Origin of the sequence: Streptomyces sp. NPDC013455 (genome assembly GCF_040632975.1) — a bacterium.
Taxonomy (GTDB): domain Bacteria; phylum Actinomycetota; class Actinomycetes; order Streptomycetales; family Streptomycetaceae; genus Streptomyces.
This window is the reverse complement of sequence record NZ_JBEYCX010000020.1, coordinates 1-17858: the sequence shown is the minus strand read 5'-3', so window position 1 is coordinate 17858 and position 17858 is coordinate 1. Positions and strand designations below refer to the sequence as shown.

16 protein-coding genes, 1 rRNA gene and 1 riboswitch are annotated in these 17858 nt (G+C 71.0%); of the genes, 5 read left to right on the top strand and 12 right to left on the bottom strand.

Annotated features, from left to right (window positions below; all coding sequences use genetic code 11):
• Positions 1-366: 366 nt before the first annotated feature.
• Genes modA through ABZ576_RS27185 form a run of 4 tightly spaced genes read left to right on the top strand, consistent with a single transcriptional unit; the run spans position 367 to position 3602 of the window.
• Entirely contained in the window at positions 367-1188 is an 822-nt protein-coding gene (modA, locus tag ABZ576_RS27200) for a molybdate ABC transporter substrate-binding protein (protein WP_360746124.1), read from the top strand.
• Complete coding sequence (gene modB / locus ABZ576_RS27195; protein ID WP_360746121.1) at positions 1185-2042, top strand: molybdate ABC transporter permease subunit; 858 nt, start codon at positions 1185-1187, stop codon at positions 2040-2042. The genes modA and modB overlap by 4 nt, the downstream gene beginning before the upstream one ends.
• A gap of 2 nt (positions 2043-2044) precedes the next feature.
• Positions 2045-3154 carry an ABC transporter ATP-binding protein gene (locus ABZ576_RS27190; RefSeq protein WP_360746119.1) on the top strand — a complete coding sequence of 370 codons (1110 nt, stop codon included), beginning with the start codon at positions 2045-2047 and terminating at the stop codon, positions 3152-3154.
• Positions 3155-3182: 28 nt separating this feature from the next.
• Positions 3183-3602 (top strand): TOBE domain-containing protein, encoded by a 420-nt coding sequence (locus ABZ576_RS27185; RefSeq protein WP_360746116.1) that lies wholly within the window; start codon positions 3183-3185, stop codon positions 3600-3602.
• A gap of 54 nt (positions 3603-3656) precedes the next feature.
• Here the strand turns inward: ABZ576_RS27185 and gcvP are convergent, their stop codons facing one another.
• Positions 3657-6542 (bottom strand): aminomethyl-transferring glycine dehydrogenase, encoded by a 2886-nt coding sequence (gcvP, locus tag ABZ576_RS27180; RefSeq protein ID WP_360746113.1) that lies wholly within the window; start codon positions 6540-6542, stop codon positions 3657-3659.
• Between the two features lie 174 nt (positions 6543-6716).
• A riboswitch (glycine riboswitch) is annotated at positions 6717-6811 on the bottom strand.
• A 119-nt stretch (positions 6812-6930) separates the two neighbouring features.
• Here gcvP and ABZ576_RS27175 point away from each other — a divergent pair.
• Complete coding sequence (locus ABZ576_RS27175; RefSeq protein WP_360746110.1) at positions 6931-7302, top strand: PRC-barrel domain-containing protein; 372 nt, start codon at positions 6931-6933, stop codon at positions 7300-7302.
• Here ABZ576_RS27175 and ABZ576_RS27170 read toward each other — a convergent pair.
• From ABZ576_RS27170 to rrf, 11 genes are all read right to left on the bottom strand, one after another.
• The gene (locus ABZ576_RS27170) at positions 7224-8753 is read right to left on the bottom strand and encodes a DNA polymerase IV (RefSeq protein WP_360746107.1); all 1530 of its coding nucleotides are present in this window, start codon (positions 8751-8753) and stop codon (positions 7224-7226) included. The two genes, ABZ576_RS27175 and ABZ576_RS27170, sit on opposite strands and share 79 nt — an antisense overlap.
• Before the next feature lie 68 nt (positions 8754-8821).
• Complete coding sequence (locus ABZ576_RS27165; protein WP_360746104.1) at positions 8822-9505, bottom strand: MerR family transcriptional regulator; 684 nt, start codon at positions 9503-9505, stop codon at positions 8822-8824.
• A 260-nt stretch (positions 9506-9765) separates the two neighbouring features.
• Positions 9766-10239, bottom strand: coding sequence for a bifunctional nuclease family protein (locus tag ABZ576_RS27160; protein ID WP_037684412.1), 474 nt, complete (start codon positions 10237-10239; stop codon positions 9766-9768).
• An 85-nt stretch (positions 10240-10324) separates the two neighbouring features.
• Positions 10325-11062, bottom strand: a complete 738-nt coding sequence (locus ABZ576_RS27155) for a MerR family transcriptional regulator (RefSeq protein WP_360746101.1) — start codon at positions 11060-11062, stop codon at positions 10325-10327.
• 45 nt (positions 11063-11107) lie between these two features.
• The gene (locus ABZ576_RS27150) at positions 11108-11938 is read right to left on the bottom strand and encodes an FHA domain-containing protein (protein ID WP_360746098.1); all 831 of its coding nucleotides are present in this window, start codon (positions 11936-11938) and stop codon (positions 11108-11110) included.
• A 190-nt stretch (positions 11939-12128) separates the two neighbouring features.
• Complete coding sequence (locus ABZ576_RS27145; protein ID WP_360746095.1) at positions 12129-12974, bottom strand: DUF881 domain-containing protein; 846 nt, start codon at positions 12972-12974, stop codon at positions 12129-12131.
• Between the two features lie 5 nt (positions 12975-12979).
• A complete protein-coding gene (locus ABZ576_RS27140; RefSeq protein WP_003988855.1) occupies positions 12980-13312 on the bottom strand; it encodes a small basic family protein in 333 nt (110 codons plus the stop codon).
• Entirely contained in the window at positions 13309-14214 is a 906-nt protein-coding gene (locus ABZ576_RS27135; RefSeq protein WP_360746092.1) for a DUF881 domain-containing protein, read from the bottom strand. The genes ABZ576_RS27140 and ABZ576_RS27135 overlap by 4 nt, the downstream gene beginning before the upstream one ends.
• 225 nt (positions 14215-14439) lie before the next feature.
• Positions 14440-16935, bottom strand: a complete 2496-nt coding sequence (locus ABZ576_RS27130) for a mannose-1-phosphate guanyltransferase (RefSeq protein ID WP_360746089.1) — start codon at positions 16933-16935, stop codon at positions 14440-14442.
• Positions 16936-17048: 113 nt separating this feature from the next.
• Positions 17049-17657 carry a CDP-alcohol phosphatidyltransferase family protein gene (locus ABZ576_RS27125; RefSeq protein ID WP_360746086.1) on the bottom strand — a complete coding sequence of 203 codons (609 nt, stop codon included), beginning with the start codon at positions 17655-17657 and terminating at the stop codon, positions 17049-17051.
• Positions 17658-17764: 107 nt separating this feature from the next.
• A 5S ribosomal RNA gene (gene rrf / locus ABZ576_RS27120) occupies positions 17765-17858 on the bottom strand; the annotation flags it as partial.

Sequence of the window (17858 nt, the reverse complement as noted above, 5' to 3'; positions counted from 1 at the left end):
TCCGTCGGCCCCGCGCCCATGCGTCCCGCCGGCACCGTCGCCCGCGCCGCGCCGCCCTCCAGGCGCAGCACCGGTCGCCCGGCAAGGCCACCACCGCGATGCTGCACTGCCGGGAGCCGTCGCACACCCCTCGTCCGGCCGGGCACGCGCACCGGTGCCCGCACCGCCGTCCCCGGCACGCCGGCAGCTGCCCGCCCGAGGACGCCGTACGAACGCACATGCAAGCCGCCAGTCACAAGTCCTGCGCTCATGCGATGCGACAGGAGACTTCCACCTCGCAGATGCGGCAGTATCATCGCCGCACGGCCGATCCACGGTCGTACCGGGCGCGACGCTTGTCCCACAGAACTCGAGGTGCAGATCGTGATGACCCGTTCCGTGCGCCGGACACGCCGGACAGCGCAGCTGGCCGGTGCGGGGGCCGCCGCCCTGATGGCCCTGAGCGGCTGCTCGTCCTCGTCCGGCTCCTCCGGCTCCTCCGGTGCGAAGGGCTCCGCCGGCGCGCCGAGGCTCTCCGGCACGGTCACCGTCTTCGCCGCCGCCTCCCTGAAGGAGAGCTTCACGACCCTGGGGAAGGAGTTCGAGAAGCGGCACCCGGGCACCCGGGTCGGCTTCAACTTCGGGGGCAGCGACGCCCTCGCCGCGAGCATCACCAGCGGCGCCCCGGCGGACGTCTTCGCCGCCGCCAGCCCCAAGACCATGGCGATCGTGACGGACGCGAAGGAGGCGGCCGGCACCCCCGCCACCTTCGTCCGCAACCAGCTGGAGATCGCCACCGCGCCGGGCAACCCGCACGAGGTGGCCTCCCTGAAGGACCTGACCGAGCCGGGGCTGAAGGTCGTCCTCTGCGACAAGACCGTGCCCTGCGGCGCCGCCGCCCAGAAGGCCCTGGACGCCGGCGGACTGAAGCTCACCCCGGTCTCCTACGAGCAGGACGTCAAGGGCGCGCTGAACAAGGTGGAGCTGAAGGAGGCCGACGCGGCCGTGGTCTACAAGACCGATGTGCGGGCCGCCGGTGACAAGGTCGAGGGCGTGGAGTTCCCCGAGGCGGCCGGGGCCGTCAACGACTACCCGATCGCGCTGCTGAAGAACGGGGAGAACACCGAGGCCGCCGAGGCGTTCATCGCCCTCGTACGGTCCGCCGAGGGCCAGAAGGTGCTGACGCGGGCCGGGTTCCTCAAGCCGTGACCGCGGCGCACGAGACCGAGACCGCGGCCGGCCCCCGCCCGGGCCGACCGCGGCGCCGGCTCCCCGCGGGGGGCCGGCGCGGGGCGCCGTTGCCGCTGCTGCTGCCGGGGGCGCTGGCGATGGCGTTCCTGCTGCTGCCGCTGCTCGCACTGCTGCTCCGCACGCCCTGGCGCACTCTGCCGGACCGGCTGACCAGCGCCGAGGTGTGGCAGGCACTCCAGCTCTCCCTGGTCACCGCCACCGCGGCGACCGCCGTCAGCCTCGTCCTCGGGGTGCCGCTCGCCTGGCTGCTGGCCCGCACGGACTTTCCCGGCCGGGGCCTGGTACGCGCCCTGGTGACGCTGCCGCTCGTGCTGCCGCCGGTGGTCGGCGGTGTGGCGCTGCTGCTCGCGCTGGGCCGCAACGGCGTCATCGGCAAGTGGCTCGACACCTGGTTCGGGATCACCCTGCCGTTCACCACCGCCGGGGTGGTGATCGCGGAGGCGTTCGTGGCGATGCCGTTCCTGGTCATCAGCGTGGAGGGCACCCTGCGCGCCGCCGATCCGGCGTACGAGGAGGCGGCGACCACGCTCGGCGCGTCCCGCTTCACCGCGTTCCGGCGGGTCACGCTGCCGCTGATCGCGCCCGGCATCGCGGCCGGCGCCGTGCTGGCCTGGGCCCGGGCGCTCGGCGAGTTCGGCGCGACGATCACCTTCGCGGGCAACTTCCCCGGCCGTACCCAGACCATGCCCCTCGCGGTGTACCTCGCGCTCCAGAACGACCCCGAGGCCGCCATCGCCCTCAGCCTGGTGCTGCTGGCCGTGTCGATCGCGGTGCTCGCGGGGCTCAGGAACCGTTGGACGAGGCAGGTGTGAGGATGCCGGGAAGAACCGGACGCGCACCCGGTGCCGGCGCCCACCGGAACACGGCTCCCGAGACCGGCCGCGACGCGGGCCTCGACGCCCGTCTCGTCGTCGACCGGGGCGCCTTCCGGCTGGACGTGACCCTGACCGCCGCGCCGGGAGACGTCGTCGCACTGCTCGGACCCAACGGCGCCGGCAAGACCACCGCCCTGCGCGCGCTCGCCGGGCTGACCCCGCTCACCGACGGCCACCTGCGCCTGGACGGCACCCCGCTGGAGCACACGCCCCCGGAGTCCCGGCCGGTCGGCGTGGTCTTCCAGGACTACCTGCTCTTCCCGCACCTGTCCGCCCTGGACAACGTGGCCTTCGGACCGCGCTGCCGGGGAGCGGGCAAGGCGGAGGCCCGCGCCCAGGCCGCGGCCTGGCTGGAGCGGCTGGGCCTGGCCGGCCACGCGGGCGTCAAACCGCGCCGCCTGTCGGGCGGCCAGGCCCAGCGCGTCGCCCTCGCCCGCGCCCTCGCCACCCGGCCCCGGCTGCTGCTCCTGGACGAGCCGCTGGCGGCCCTGGACGCGCGTACCCGGCTGGAGGTCCGCGCAGGGCTGCGCCGCCACCTGGCCGAGTTCGAGGCGGTCTCGGTGCTGGTCACCCACGACCCGCTGGACGCCATGGTGCTCGCGGACCGGCTGGTGGTGGTGGAGAGCGGCCGGGTCGTGCAGGAGGGCACGCCCGCCGACATCGCCCGCCACCCGCGCACGGACTACATCGCCCGGCTCGTCGGTCTCAACCTCTACCGGGGACAGGCCGCCGGGCACACCGTACGGCTCGACACGGGTCCCGCGATCACCACCACGGAGGAGCTGTCGGGGCCGGCTTTCGTGGCGTTCCCGCCGTCCGCCGTCACCCTCTTCCGGGACCGGCCCTCGGGGGCCAGCGCCCGGAACCTGTGGCGCTGCGAGGTCGCCGGCCTGGAGACGCACGGCGACCAGATCCGCGCCGACCTCACCGGTGAGCTGCCGCTCGCGGCGGACCTGACGACGGTCGCCGCCGCCGAGCTGGACCTGCGCCCGGGTGCACCAGTCTGGGCGACGGTCAAGGCGGCGCAGACCCACGCATACCCGGCCTGAGCGCACCGGCGCTCTACGGTGGGTGCCCATGACGCTGAGCATCCGCAACCAGCTCCCCGGAACCGTCACCGAGGTGCACCCCGGCGAGGTCATGGCCACGGTCAAGGTCCGGCTGGACGACGGCCCGCACCTCACCGCCGCCATCACCCGCGAGGCCGCCGAGCAGCTCGCCCTCTCCCCCGGCACACCCGTCCGCGCGCTGGTGAAGTCGACGGAGGTCTCCCTGGCCACCAGGCGCGTCGAGGGCCTGTCGATCCGCAACCAGCTCCCGGGCACCATCGCCCAGCTGACCACCGGTGAGGCCATGGCCTCCGTGAAGATCGCCGTGGCCGGCGGCCGGATCACCGCCGTGATCACCATGGAGGCGGTCGGCGACCTCGGGCTCTTCGTGGGCTCCGACGTCATCGCCCTGATCAAGGCGACCGAGGTCTCCCTGGCGACGGCGTAGGAACGGGTGAGGGCCCCGTCCGTGCCACGGACGGGGCCCTCACCCTTCGCTCACTCAGTCCTCGTACGCGTCCAGCGGCGGGCAGGAGCACACCAGGTTGCGGTCGCCGAAGGCCTGGTCGATGCGGCGCACCGGCGGCCAGTACTTGTCGGCGGCCGAGACGCCGGCCGGGAAGACGGCCTCGTCGCGGCTGTAGGCGTGCGTCCACTCGCCGCCGAGCGCGGCGGCGGTGTGCGGGGCGCCCCGCAGCGGGTTGTCCTCCGCGGGCCACTCGCCGGAGCCGACCTTCTCGATCTCCGCGCGGATGGCGATCATCGCATCGCAGAAACGGTCCAGCTCGCTGATGTCCTCGGACTCGGTCGGCTCGATCATCAGCGTGCCGGCCACCGGGAAGGACATCGTCGGCGCGTGGAAGCCGTAGTCGATCAGGCGCTTGGCGACGTCGTCCACGCTGACGCCGGTCGCCTTGGTCAGCGGGCGCAGGTCGATGATGCACTCGTGCGCCACCAGGCCGCCGGGGCCGGTGTACAGCACCGGGTAGTGCGGCTCCAGGCGCTTGGCGATGTAGTTCGCCGACAGCACCGCCACCTGGGTGGCCCGCTTCAGGCCCTCGCCGCCCATGAGGCGGACGTAGGCCCAGGAGATCGGCAGGATGCCGGCGCTGCCCCAGGGGGCCGCCGAGATCGGCCCGACGCCCGTCTCCGGGCCCGCCTCCGGCTGGAGCGGGTGGTTCGGCAGGTACGGCGCCAGGTGCTCGCGGACCGCGACCGGGCCGACGCCCGGACCGCCGCCGCCGTGCGGGATGCAGAACGTCTTGTGCAGGTTCAGGTGGGAGACGTCACCGCCGAAGTGGCCCGGCTTGGCCAGGCCGACCAGCGCGTTGAGGTTGGCGCCGTCGACGTACACCTGGCCGCCGGCGTCGTGCACCCGGGCGCAGATGTCGGCGACGTGCTCCTCGAACACACCGTGCGTCGACGGGTAGGTGATCATCAGCACCGCGAGCTCGTCCCGGTACTGCTCGATCTTGGCGCGCAGGTCCTCGACGTCGATCTCGCCGTCCTCGGCGGTCTTGACGACGACGACCTTCATGCCGGCCATCACGGCGCTGGCCGCGTTGGTGCCGTGCGCGGAGGACGGGATCAGACAGACCGTGCGCTGCTCGTCGCCACGGGCACGGTGGTAGCCGCGGACGGCGAGCAGACCGGCCAGCTCGCCCTGGGAGCCCGCGTTCGGCTGGAGGGAGACCTTGTCGTAGCCGGTGACCTCGGCGAGACGGTCCTCCAGCTCGTGGATGAGCGTGAGGTAGCCCTGGGCCTGCTCGGCGGGCGCGAAGGGGTGCAGCTGGCCGAACTCGGGCCAGGTGACCGGCTCCATCTCCGTGGTCGCGTTGAGCTTCATGGTGCAGGAGCCCAGCGGGATCATGCCGCGGTCGAGCGCGTAGTCGCGGTCGGCCAGCTTGCGCAGGTAGCGCAGCATGGCGGTCTCGGAGCGGTGCTGGTGGAAGACCGGGTGGGTGAGGTAGGCGTCGGTGCGCAGCAGCGCCTCGGGCAGGGTGTCCTCGGCGGTCGCGTCCAGCGCCTCGACGTCGGCCTCGGCACCGAAGGCGGCCCAGACGGCGCCCAGCTGCGCCCGGGTGGTCGTCTCGTCACAGGCCATGGAGACGTGGTCGGCGTCGACCAGGCGCAGGTTGACGCCGTTGTCCCGGGCGGCGGCGACGACCTCGGCGGCCTTGCCGGGCACGCGGGCGGTGACGGTGTCGAAGAACGCGCCGTGGACGATCTCGACACCGGCGGCCCTCAGGCCCTCGGCGAGGACCGTGGCGTACCGGTGGGTGCGCCGCGCGATGGTCCGGAGCCCGTCGGGCCCGTGGTAGACGGCGTACATACCGGCCATCACGGCGAGCAGCACCTGCGCGGTGCAGATGTTGCTGGTCGCCTTCTCGCGGCGGATGTGCTGCTCGCGGGTCTGCAGCGCGAGCCGGTAGGCGCGGTTGCCGTCGGCATCGAGGGAGACACCGACCAGACGGCCGGGCAGGCTGCGCGCGAACTTCTCGTGCACCGCCATGTAGCCGGCGTGCGGCCCGCCGAAGCCCATCGGCACACCGAAGCGCTGGGTGGTGCCGATGGCGATGTCGGCGCCCAGCTCCCCCGGGGAGGTGAGCAGGGTGAGCGCGAGCAGGTCGGCGGCGACGGTGACCAGGGCGCCCAGCTCGTGCGCCTGGTCGATGACCGGCTTGATGTCCCGTACGGCACCGGAGGCGCCGGGGTACTGGATCAGCACGCCGTTGATCTCGCGCTCGGCGACGCCGGCCGGGATGCCCTCGCTCAGGTCGGCGACGACGACCTCGACACCGGTCGGCTCGGCACGGGTCTCGATCACGGCGATGGTCTGCGGCAGCGCGTCCGCGTCGACCAGGAACAGGCCCTTCTTGTTCTTGCCCATGCGCCGCGACAGGGCCATCGCCTCGGCGGCGGCCGTGCCCTCGTCCAGGAGCGAGGCGCCGGAGGTGGGCAGACCGGTGAGGTCGGCGACCACGGTCTGGAAGTTCAGCAGCGCCTCGAGCCGGCCCTGCGAGATCTCCGGCTGGTACGGCGTGTAGGCCGTGTACCAGGCCGGGTTCTCCATGACGTTGCGCAGGATGACCGGCGGCGTGAAGGTCCCGTAGTAGCCCAGGCCGATCATGGAGCCGAGGACCTGGTTGCGGTCGGCGAGCGAGCGCAGCTCGGCGAGCACCTCCGCCTCGGTGCGGGCGCCCGGCAGGTCCAGGGCATCGGCGTTCTTGATCACGTCCGGGACCGCGGCGGCGGTCAGCTCGTCGAGCGAGCCGTACCCGACCTGCGCGAGCATCTTGGCCCGCGCCTCGTGGTCGGGACCGATGTGGCGCTGCTCGAAGGGAATGCCCGCTTCGAGCTCCGAGAGCGGCGTGCGGTGGGCGGTCATTGCGGAGGCCTCCTGGTCTGACGCGACCTTCGAGGGGCACCACGGCGCGGGTACCCCGACGGCCTCCCCCTCTGTCATCTCAACCTGAGAGCTTCACCGGGCACCCGTGGGGGCCGGCTTTCACCGTCGGTGAGAGCGGAAGCCGTCGACACCCGCTCTGCTTTCCAGAGTGACCTCGTCCGTGCGGTACGTGGGCCTGAGAGATTCCGGGGAGGATTTGCTCCTTCGGCGCCTCCGAGGTGGTCGGAGGACTCTCCCGCACGGGGTCAGCAGCCGCTGTCAGCCTACCAGCGAGGTCAACGCCCGGGCCTTCGAGTGGCCGCCTCCTTGATTGTGCTCTTTTGTAGTGCTTACGGATGAGTTGCGACCACGTGGAGGGAGAGGGACCGTGCAGACCGACATCGATCCGCGCAACCTGATCGGCCGCAAGGCGTTCGACCGCAATGGCACCAAGATCGGCACCATCGACGAGGTGTACCTGGACGACGCGACCGGCGTACCCGAATGGGCGGCCATACGCACCGGCCTGTTCTCCCGGGACGCCTTCGTCCCCCTGGAGCCCAGCGAACTGGTCGACGGCGCCCTCCGCGTCCCCTTCGACCGCGCCCTGATCAGGGACGCCCCCGACTTCGGCGTGGGCCGCCACCTCTCCCCCGAGCAGGAACTCCAGCTCTACCACCACTACGGCCTCGACGTGACCTCACCTCCCCCCTTCCCGGACCACGACTTCGGCAAGCTGGCGGGCTCGGAGGAAACCTGACCGGCGGCCTCACCGTGCGGGGTCCGGGGCGAAGCCCCGTGTCGGCCACTGATCGGCGCACCGGGACGGACGGGCGGGCGGGAAAGAACCGGAACCAACGGCAACGGGTCGGCCGGCTCCAGCGCGGGATCACCGACGAAGAACGTCCGCACCCGCCCCGGAGACGACTGCGGCGTCTCGAACCGCACCGTCACCCTCCCCAGACCGCTGCCCTGCACCCACCCGTGCCCGTACTCCGCGTGCCGCACGTCCTGCCCGGCCCGCCACTGCCGCTCGGCCGGCTCCGGCCGCTCCACGGCAGCCTCGCCCCCGCTCCCCGGGCTCCCCACGCCCCGCGGGCCCCCCGCACCCGCCTCCGGCTCCTCCACCGAACGCACCGGCATGGCCTGCGCGAACAGGTCCTCCTGGGTGTAGTCGGCGAGCCCGGACACCCCCACGCCGAGCAACCGGACCCCGCCGGTGGTGTCCACCGAGTCCAGCAGCCGCGCGGCCGCCTCACGGATGACCGCCGGGTCGTCCGTGGGCCCCCTGAGCGTCTCGGAGCGGGTCAGGGTGGAGAAGTCGTACCTCCGCACCTTCAGCACGATCGTCCGCCCCGACAGCCCGGCCCCCCGCAGCCGCCGCACGCACCGGTCGGCCAGCCGCTGCACCTCCATGCCGACCCGCAGCCGGTCGTGGATGTCCACGTCGTACGTGTCCTCCACCGACACCGACTTCGCCTCCCGCTCGGCCACCACGGGCCGCTCGTCGCGCGCCAGGGCCATCGCGTACAGCGCGTGTCCGTGCGCCTTGCCGAGCAGCCGGACCAGCTCGTCCTCGCCGGCCTCCGCCAGCTCCCCCACCGTGGTGATCCCGGCCCTGCGCAGGTGGTCGCCGGTGGCAGGTCCGACGCCGGGCAGGGTCCGCACCGGCATCGGCCCCAGCAGCGCCCGCTCGGTCCCCGGCTCGATGAGCACCAGGCCGTCCGGTTTGGCCTGCTCGGAGGCGATCTTCGCGAGCATCTTGGAGGCGGCGAGTCCCACGGAGCCGGTGAGCCCGGTGACCGCCCGGATGTCCGCGCGCAGCTTCGCCCCGGCCAGCCGGGCCGACTCCTCGTCCCAGGCCGCTCCCCCGGCCTCCAGGTCCACGAAGGCCTCGTCCAGGCTCAGCGGCTCCACCAGCGGCGACAGCTCCCGCAGGAGCGCCATCACCTGCTCGCTGACCGTCCGGTACAGGGTGAAGCGCGGAACCAGATACGCGGCGTTGGGCGCCAGCCGGCGCGCCTGGGCCATGGGCATCGCCGAGTGGACCCCGAAGACCCGCGCCTCGTAGGACGCGGTGGCCACCACACCGCGTGGTCCGAGCCCGCCCACGACGACCGCCTTCCCGCGCAGGCTCGGCTTGGACGCCTGCTCCACCGAGGCGAAGAAGGCATCCATGTCGAGATGCAGGATCGTGGGCGCGTTTCTCACATCTCCGATGCTGCACCACGGCACTGACAATGCGGTGGGTGCCGGAGCGCCCGGCGATGGTCCCGCGGTCAGACCGCCCGGTTGCGGCGCCGGGCCAGCTCGTCCGCGGGGTTGTGCCCGACGAGGGTCTCGCCGGTGTCGATGCGCTCGCCGTGCAGCTGGGAGAGGGCGCTTTCCACGTCCCGCCACACGACACCGACGGCGATCCCGAAGATGCCCTGACCGCCCTGCAGCAGGGCGTGGACCTCGTCCGGCGACGTGCACTCGTACACGGTGGCACCGTCGCTCATCAGCGTCATCCGCTCCAGGTCGCGGAAACCGCGTTCTCTGAGGTGCTGGACGGCCGTGCGGATGTTCTGCAGCGACACCCCGGTGTCCAGGAACCGCTTCACGATCTTCAGGACGACGACGTCCCGGAAGCTGTAGAGCCGCTGGGTGCCCGACCCGTAGGCGGGCCGCACACTGGGCTCGACCAGACCGGTGCGCGCCCAGTAGTCGAGCTGCCGGTAGGTGATGCCGGCAGCCGCACAGGCCGTGGGCCCGCGGTAGCCGATCTCCTCGGTCGTCATCGCCGCCACCCCTCCGCCGTTCGACACCGCCGTCGGAAGCTGCGGAGCGTGATCGACCGCGCTGCCGGGATGGGGGAATCCCCCGTTCGAGCGCAGCCGAGAGCTCGGGGGCGGGTACGGACCGCTCTCCCCGAAACCGCGTCCGGGGGCACCCCCAGCCGTACCGTCGCCGCTGGTTCTCACGCCGACCTCCGTCCTTGACCTGCCTTCTCGACGGTAGGCAGTCACCAGGGGTGCGTCAACGATCGCCACACTCGGCACGCCGAGTGATAATCACCCAAGGAGTGGTTTCCCGTGTCCCACCGCGGGGAAAGGCTAGCCGAATGCGCTTCCGGGCAACCGGAGGACGCTCTCACTGGCCGGAGGCAATTGCCGGGGCGCCGGCCGCGCGGAGCCGCCGGTCACCCTCGGGAACACCGGGCCGACGGGGCCGCGGCCCCGCCTCATTGGCTGCTGGTGCCGAAGTCCTCGGGCGAGATCTGGTCGAGGAACTCGCGGAACTTCTCCACCTCGTCCTCCTGCTCGTCCGGAATGGCGATGCCCGCGTCGTCCAGCACCGTGTCACTGCCGAAGATCGGCGTACCGGTGCGCAGAGCCAGCGCTATGGCATCGGAGGGGCGGGCGCTGACCTCGACCCCGCTGGCGAACACCAGTTCCGCGTAGAAGACGCCTTCCCGCAGATCGGTGATGCGCACTTCGGTCAGCTCCTGGCCGACGGCCTCCAGCACGTCCTTGAACAGGTCGTGGGTCAGCGGTCGGGCGGGCGCCATGCCCTGCTGGGCGAAGGCGATCGCCGTCGCCTCCCCCGGCCCGATCCAGATGGGGAGGTAACGGTCGCCCCCCACTTCGCGCAGGAGCACGATCGGTTGGTTGGAGGGCATTTCGACCCGGACACCTACGACATCGAGCTCGTTCACACAGCAACCCTAGGCCGTGCTCGGGATGTTTGGGTAGTCGGGCCGGGAACAGGTGCCCGATCCGGCCCTTCCGGAGGCGGCCGGATCAGGGCAGCCGTACGCCGAGGGCGGTCTGGACCAAGGCCGCGTGCAGCCTGACCGTGAGGGCCGCCAGCTCCTTCGTACGGGCCTCGGCATGGGCTCTGGTCTGCGGATTGCGGTGCCGCCTCAGCGGGGCCACCACCTGGTCGACCAGCCCCGCCTCACGGTCGGCGGCGGCCTTCATCACCCGGAGGTGGCGCGGCTCGATGCCGAACCGGCCCAGTTCGGAGACGAGTGCGGCCACGGTCACGGCCTCGGCGTCGTAGACCCCGTCCTCCAGGGGAGCGATGAGCCCGTAGGCCTCCCACTCCGCCAGCTCGCCCTCGCCGATGTCGGCCGCGGCCAGCAGCTCGGCCCTGCCGACCCGGGCCACCGTGGGCCCCGGCGCGGCCTCCGGCACGTCGTCGGGGGTGCGCTGGCGCCCGACCACGGGCAGCGGGACGGCCTCACCCCGCTCCATGGCCTCCAGGTGCTCGCGGATCACCTTGAGCGGCAGGTAGTGGTCCCGCTGCATCCGCAGGACGTGACCGAGGCGCTCGACGTCCTCGGGGCTGAACTTCCGGTACCCCGAGGGGGTCCGCTGCGGCTCGATGAGCCCCTCCGACTCCAGGAAACGGATCTTGGAGATGGTGACTTCGGGAAACTCGTCGCGCAGCACGTTCAGCACCGTGCCGATGCTCATCAGCCCACTGTCCCTGGCGGCGGTACCGCTTCCGGCACCGCCGCTCGGTGTTTGAAGCATGGACCTTCCCTGGGGATACCCCCGGACCGTCGGTCCGGGGGCGGGTCAGATGCCCTGCCGGCTCGCGTAGAACACCAGCCGGTACTTGCCGATCTGCACCTCGTCACCGTTCGACAGGGCGACCTGGTCGATGCGCTCGCGGTTGACGTAGGTGCCGTTCAGGCTGCCCACGTCGGCCACCGTGAAGCTGCCGTCCGCAGAGCGCCGGAACTCCACGTGCCGCCGGGAGACGGTCACGTCGTCCAGGAAGATGTCGCTCTGCGGATGACGTCCGGCCGTGGTCAGGTCGCTGTCCAGCAGGAAGCGGCTGCCCGAGTTCGGACCCCGGCGCACGACCAGCAGCGCCGAGCCCAGCGGCAGCGCGTCCACCGCGGCCTGCGCCTCCGGGGAGAGCATGGGCAGCGGCGTCTGGCCGGTCGCCTCGGAGTCGTAGGCCTCCAGGCCGGAGATGGAGATCGTCGAGGTCGTCTCGGACGCCCGCTCGGGGGCCACACCAGGACGCAGCGGCGCCCCGCAGTGGGAGCAGAACCGGGCGTTCTCCGCATTCCGGTTACCGCACCTCGTACACACCAGGACCGACATCGACGGATCCTCCTGCCGCGGCTGCCCCGCCGGGGCGTTGGACGCGTACGGACCGGAGGCGAACCCTCCACCCGTACCTGAGGTTGACGGTTGCCCGAAACCTATGCCGCCGGACTGGGCAGGGTCAACTGACGCCGCGCCCTGACCACCGGAAATGTCACCGCCCGGACCAGCGACCTGGTCCCGGAACAGCGGGCGCTGGCCCTCCGCGTCGGGCTGTGCGCGATGACGAGCGGTCGCGTTGTCGCGGCCCTCTCGCGCGCTCTTGCCGAACAACTTCGCAAACAACTTCACGGGCGATTCCCCTTGACCGAAACAGACCCGCCCGTGGGGCAGGACGAACCCTGATTGCCTACACCGGCCGAGCCGGACATTCTCACAACGTCCGTATCCACCAGACAGTTTCCACCACGCACCACCCCTTCGGTGCGCCGACCCCCCGCAACCTCATGCCCCTGCCGGCCGGCCCCCATGCACCGCCGGTTCACTGGGAGGACGACCGAGCGTAGTCAGGCCGCTTCGCCTGCCGCAAGGCGTCCACGACGATCTTGTCCGACCGCTCGACAGTCACCGTGGCCTGCTCCTTCTCCAGAGTCTGCACCACGCCTCCAGGGATGTTCAGCGCCGGCTCGAGGTCCTGCGGCTTGCCGATGACCTTGAAACGATAGGGAGCATTGATCTTGTTCCCGTCGACGCTCACCGTCTTGTCCGCGTCGGTGAAATAGGTGCCGGTGACCACCCGCACCCCATTGACCTGGATCGCCTCCGCGCCGGCCGCGCGCAACTCCTGGATCGCGTCGAGCAGCATGTCCGCCTGGACCGTCCCCTTCGTGTCCTCGATCGTCATGGTGATGCCGGGACCCTCCGCCGCCACGGTGCCCGCCATGATGCCGAGTTGTCTCTCCTTCTCGGCGGTCTGCCGGCGCGCCTCCGCGGCCTGGTCGGAGCTGCTCTGCAGCTCCTGACGCTGCTTTTCGAGTCCCTGCTTCTCGTCCTCAAGACGCTGAGTACGCGAATCCAGTTCATCGAGGATGCGTACGAGATCTTCCTGACGCGCCCCGCGCAGCGCGCTGTCGGTGTCGCTGTTCGACGCCACCTGCACGGCCAGGCCGAAACCGAGGCCGAACAGCAGCAGCGCCACGATGAGTTGGGCGCGGGTGAAGCGCGGCGGCCACAGTCCCTTGACCAGCCGCTGGCGGCCCGTCAGCGGCTGCTGAGGCCGCTCGCCGGCCTGCCGTCCGGCCTCGGGCGCGGGCGCGGGCACCTCGGCCGGCAGTTCCCTGCGCAGCCGGTTCTCGGGCTCTTCGTTCCGGTCGTTCTGCTCGCTCATGAGTGTCACGCCCGGAACACGTGCCGTCGGATCGCCGCGGCGTTGGAGAAGATGCGGATACCCAGGACCACGACGACGCCGGTGGACAGCTGCGCGCCCACGCCCAACTTGTCGCCGAGGAACACGATCAGGGCGGCGACGACCACGTTCGACAGGAACGACACCACGAAGACCTTGTCGTCGAAGATGCCGTCCAGCATGGCTCGCAGGCCGCCGAAGACGGCGTCCAGGGCCGCGACGACGGCGATCGGCAGGTAAGGCTCGACGACCGCCGGAACCTCGGGCCGGACCAAGAGGCCGGCCACGACTCCCACGACGAGGCCCAGTACGGCGATCACGATGTGCCCTTCTCGGTTTTCTCGGACTTCGGGTGTGCTGTACGTACGATCACACTGGGTGCGGCGGGCAACCGCAGATCGCCCTCCGTGGAGATGGCGGTGCGGATGCCGTAGCTCTCCGCCAGGGCATGCAGGTACAGGCCGTCGGCACTGTTCTGGAACCTGGTGCTCAGCTTCGGCCCGTCCCCCACCGCCAGCACCGTGTACGGCGGCACCAGCGGCCTGTTGTCGACCAGTATCGCGTCCCCCGCGGCCCTGATCGCGGACAGGGCGGTGAGCCGCTGCCCGTTGATGGAGATCGCCTCGGCCCCGGAGGCCCACAGGCCGTTGACCACGCGCTGCATGTCCCGGTCCCGCACCCGGCCGGTGTCGGAGAAGCCCGAGGTCTCCCGGGGACCGGCGCCTTCACCGCCGCCGGCGTCCTTGGCGTCGTTCACCACGAGCTTGATCCCGGGACCGTGCACCGCCGTGGCACCGGACAGCAGTCCCACCAGATCGGCGTCGGCGCTGCCGCCGCTCGACTTGAGGGCCGCGCGCTGGCGCGCGCCGACGTCGTCGCGCAGCTTGTCCACCGTGCTCTCCAGCTCGTCCGCGTCCGCGGTCTCGCTGTCGATGCGGTCGATCAGCTCCTGGCGCTCCTTGGCCACCACGGGCGCCGTCACACGTGCCTGCGCCGCTCCCACGGTCACCACCAGTGCCGCGAGCACCAGACCGGAGGCCAGGCCCAGCTTGGCCCGGAGCGTCTTCGGCAGACCGCCCTCACCCCGGGACTGCTTCCGGGCGGCGGCCTCGGCGTACCCGTCGTCGAGGCTGTGGTCCATGACGTTGGTGATCAACGACATGGAGGCGTCCGGGCGCTGCGGCCGCGTGGGGCTGCTCCGAACGGGGGGTTGCTGCGGCATGCCGCACATCGTCGCATGTCGCGAGCAGTACCTCCGAACGGCCCCACCGGCGTGCCGGACAGGCCCCCTTGGGGACACTTGTCCGGCACGCACGCGTGCAGCGGTTTTTGCCGTTCTCACCCGCCGGGACTCACCGGCGGGCCCGCCCGGGCCGGCGGCCGCCCGACGCCGCCCGCCTCATGGGCGGACGCGGCCCGGCCGGCGGCCGGGCCGCTGCCACCAAGATCACCGGCCGGCGCTGTCCACCACGGCCGACCACTCGTCCAGCAGCGCCTGCGCGGAGGCGTCGTCGGGGCCCTCCGCCCACAGGTGGGTGACCGCTTCCGCCGGGTCGGGCAGGACCATCACCCAGCGCCCGTCGGTCTCCACGACCCGCACACCGTCGGTCGTGTCGACGAAGCGGTCTCCTGCCGCCTCGACCACCCGACGCATCACCAGTCCCTTGACGGCCCACGGCGTCGCGAGGTCCCGCTTGAGGACGTGCGCCCGCGGGATGCGGGCATCGATCTGGCTCAGCGTGAGCTGCGTCCGCGCCACCAGCCCGATGAGCCGTACGAAGGCCGCCGTGCCGTCGTAGACGCCGCTGAACTCGGGGACGATGAACCCGCCCTTGCCGTCGCCGCCGAAGATGGTGCCCTCCTCGCGCCCCACGCGCGTGAGGTCGTCCGGGGAGGTGGTGGTCCACTCGACCTGGGTGCCGTGATACGCGGCCACCTGCTCGGCGATCCGGGTGGTGGTGACCGGCAGCGCCACCCGCCCGCTGCGCCGCTCGGCGGCGACCAGGTCCAGCATCACCAGCAGCGCCCGGTCGTCCTCGATGATCCGGCCCTTCTCGTCCACGAGCGACAGCCGCTCGCCGACGGGGTCGAACCGCACACCGAACGCGGCACCCGAGGACGCCACGATCTCTCCGAGCCGCACCAGCCCCTTGCGCCGCATCTCCTCGGTCTCGGTGGGCCGCGACTCGTCCAGACCGGGGTTGATGGTCAGCGAGTCCACACCGAGCTTGCCGAGCAGGCTGGGCAGCACCAGCCCGGCACTGCCGTTCGAGGCGTCCACGACGACCTTGAGACCCGACTCCGCTATCCCGGTCGTGTCGACGTTGCGCAGCAGCGATCCGGTGTACGAGTCGAAGACGCTCGCCGGGAAGTACAGGTCGCCGATCTCACCGGGGAAGGCCCGCCGGTACTCCTGGCGCGCGAAGACCCGGTCGAGCTTGCGCTGACTGCCCTGGGAGAGGTCCGCGCCCTGCCCGTCGAAGAACATGATGTCGACCGAGTCGGGCACACCGGGCGAGGTCCGGATCATGATGCCGCCGGCGCTTCCCCGCGCGGTCTGCTGCCGGGCGACGGGCAGCGGCACGTTCTCCAGGTCGCGTACGTCGATGGCGCTGGCCTGCAGCGCGGAGATCACCGCGCGCTTGAGCGCCCGGGCGCCCCGGGAGTGGTCGCGCGCGGTGGTGACGGTGGCGCCCTTCTTCAGGGTCGTCGCGTAGGCGCCGGCGAGCCGCACCGCCAGCTCCGGTGTGATCTCCACGTTCAGGATGCCGGAGACACCACGGGCGCCGAAGAGGTGCGCCTGCCCGCGGGACTCCCAGATCACCGAGGTGTTGACGAAGGCGCCGGCCTCGATGGTCTTGAACGGGTAGACGCGGACGTTGCCCTGAACGATCGATTCTTCACCGATCAGGCACTCGTCACCGATGACGGCGCCGTCCTCGATCCGGGCGGCCCGCATGATGTCGGTGTTCTTGCCGACGACACAGCCGCGCAGATTGCTGTGCTGTCCGACGTACACGTTGTCGTGCACGACGGCCTTGTGCAGGAAGGCACCGCTCTTGACGACGACGTTGGATCCGACGACGGTGTGCTCGCGGATCTCCGCGCCGGCCTCCACCTTGGCGTAGTCGCCGATGTACAGCGGCCCGCGCAGTACGGCGTCGGGGTGCACCTCGGCCCCTTCGGCCACCCACACCCCGGGGGAGATCTCGAAGCCGTCGATGTCGACGTTGACCTTGCCTTCGAGGACGTCCGCCTGGGCCTTCACATAGCTCTCGTGGGTGCCGACGTCCTCCCAGTAGCCCTCGGCGACATAGCCGTAGATCGGCTTGCCTTCCTTCATCAGCTGCGGGAAGACGTCACCGGACCAGTCGACGGGCACATCGGCTTCGACGTAGTCGAAGACCTCGGGCTCCATGACGTAGATGCCCGTGTTGACCGTGTCGGAGAAGACCTGTCCCCAGGTCGGCTTCTCGAGGAAGCGCTCGACCTTGCCTTCCTCGTCGACGATGGTGATGCCGAACTCCAGCGGATTGGGCACACGGGTCAGGCAGACCGTGACCAGCGCACCCTTCTCCTTGTGGAAATTGATCAGCTCGGTGAGGTCGAAGTCGGTCAGGGCGTCGCCGGAGATGACGAGGAAGGCATCGTCCTTCAACGCCTCTTCGGCGTTCTTGACGCTTCCGGCGGTGCCGAGCGGCTTCTCCTCGTTGGCATACGTGAGCTCCATGCCGAGCTCTTCGCCGTCACCGAAGTAGTTCTTCACGAGGGACGCCAGGAACTGCACGGTGACCACAGTCTCGTTGAGCCCGTGCTTTTTGAGCAGTCGCAGCACATGCTCCATGATCGGGCGATTCGCCACGGGCAGGAGCGGCTTGGGCATGCTGGAGGTCATTGGGCGAAGGCGTGTGCCCTCGCCACCGGCCATCACGACGGCCTTCATGTCGGAAGCGTCCTCCTAAAGAGATGACTGTCTAGCCGACTTCACCCGTTCAAAGTGTCCCGCATTTCTCGGCAGCGGGCCATCGGACGACTTTGTCCAGACAAGAGACGGGCTCAATCGGCCACGGCGTCCGCACGCACCAGACGGCGGACTTGTACCACGTAGAGCACTCCTGCCCACCAATAGAGGGTTGTACCCCAACCGGCGAAGGCCCACCCGAAAACTGCGGCGAGTGACGCGATCCACCCGTCTCCGTCACTGAGCAGCAGGAGCGGGAAGGCGTACATGAGGTTGAAGGTGGCGGCCTTCCCGAGGAAGTTCACCTGCGGCGGCGGATAGCCGTGCCGGCGGAGGATGCCCACCATGACCAGGAGGACCAGCTCTCGCGCCAGCAGCAGGGCGGTGAGCCAGAGCGGGAGGATTTCCCGCCAGGTCAGGCCGAGCAGCGTGGACAGGACGTAGAGCCGGTCTGCCGCGGGGTCCAGCAGCCGGCCGAGGCTGCTGATCTGGTTCCAGCGCCGGGCGAGCTTGCCGTCCAGGTAGTCGCTGACCCCGCTGAACGCGAGCACGAGGAGGGCCCAGCCATCGCTCTTGGGGCCGCCGAATTCCGGCCTGAGGATCAACCACAGGAAGACGGGTACGCCGACGAGCCGCGCCATGCTGAGGATGTTGGGGATGGTGAGGACCCGGTCCGTCTGGACACGGGTCTCCTGGACCTCCACCCGGGGGCCTCCTGTGGGAAACGAGCCAACGATGCCCCCCGACCCTACCTCAACGCAAAAAAGCTCCGGCTCTCGGGCAGTGCCCAAGAGCCGGAGCTGTAAAAGAAGTTCGGCGGCGTCCTACTCTCCCACAGGGTCCCCCCTGCAGTACCATCGGCGCTGTGAGGCTTAGCTTCCGGGTTCGGTATGTAACCGGGCGTT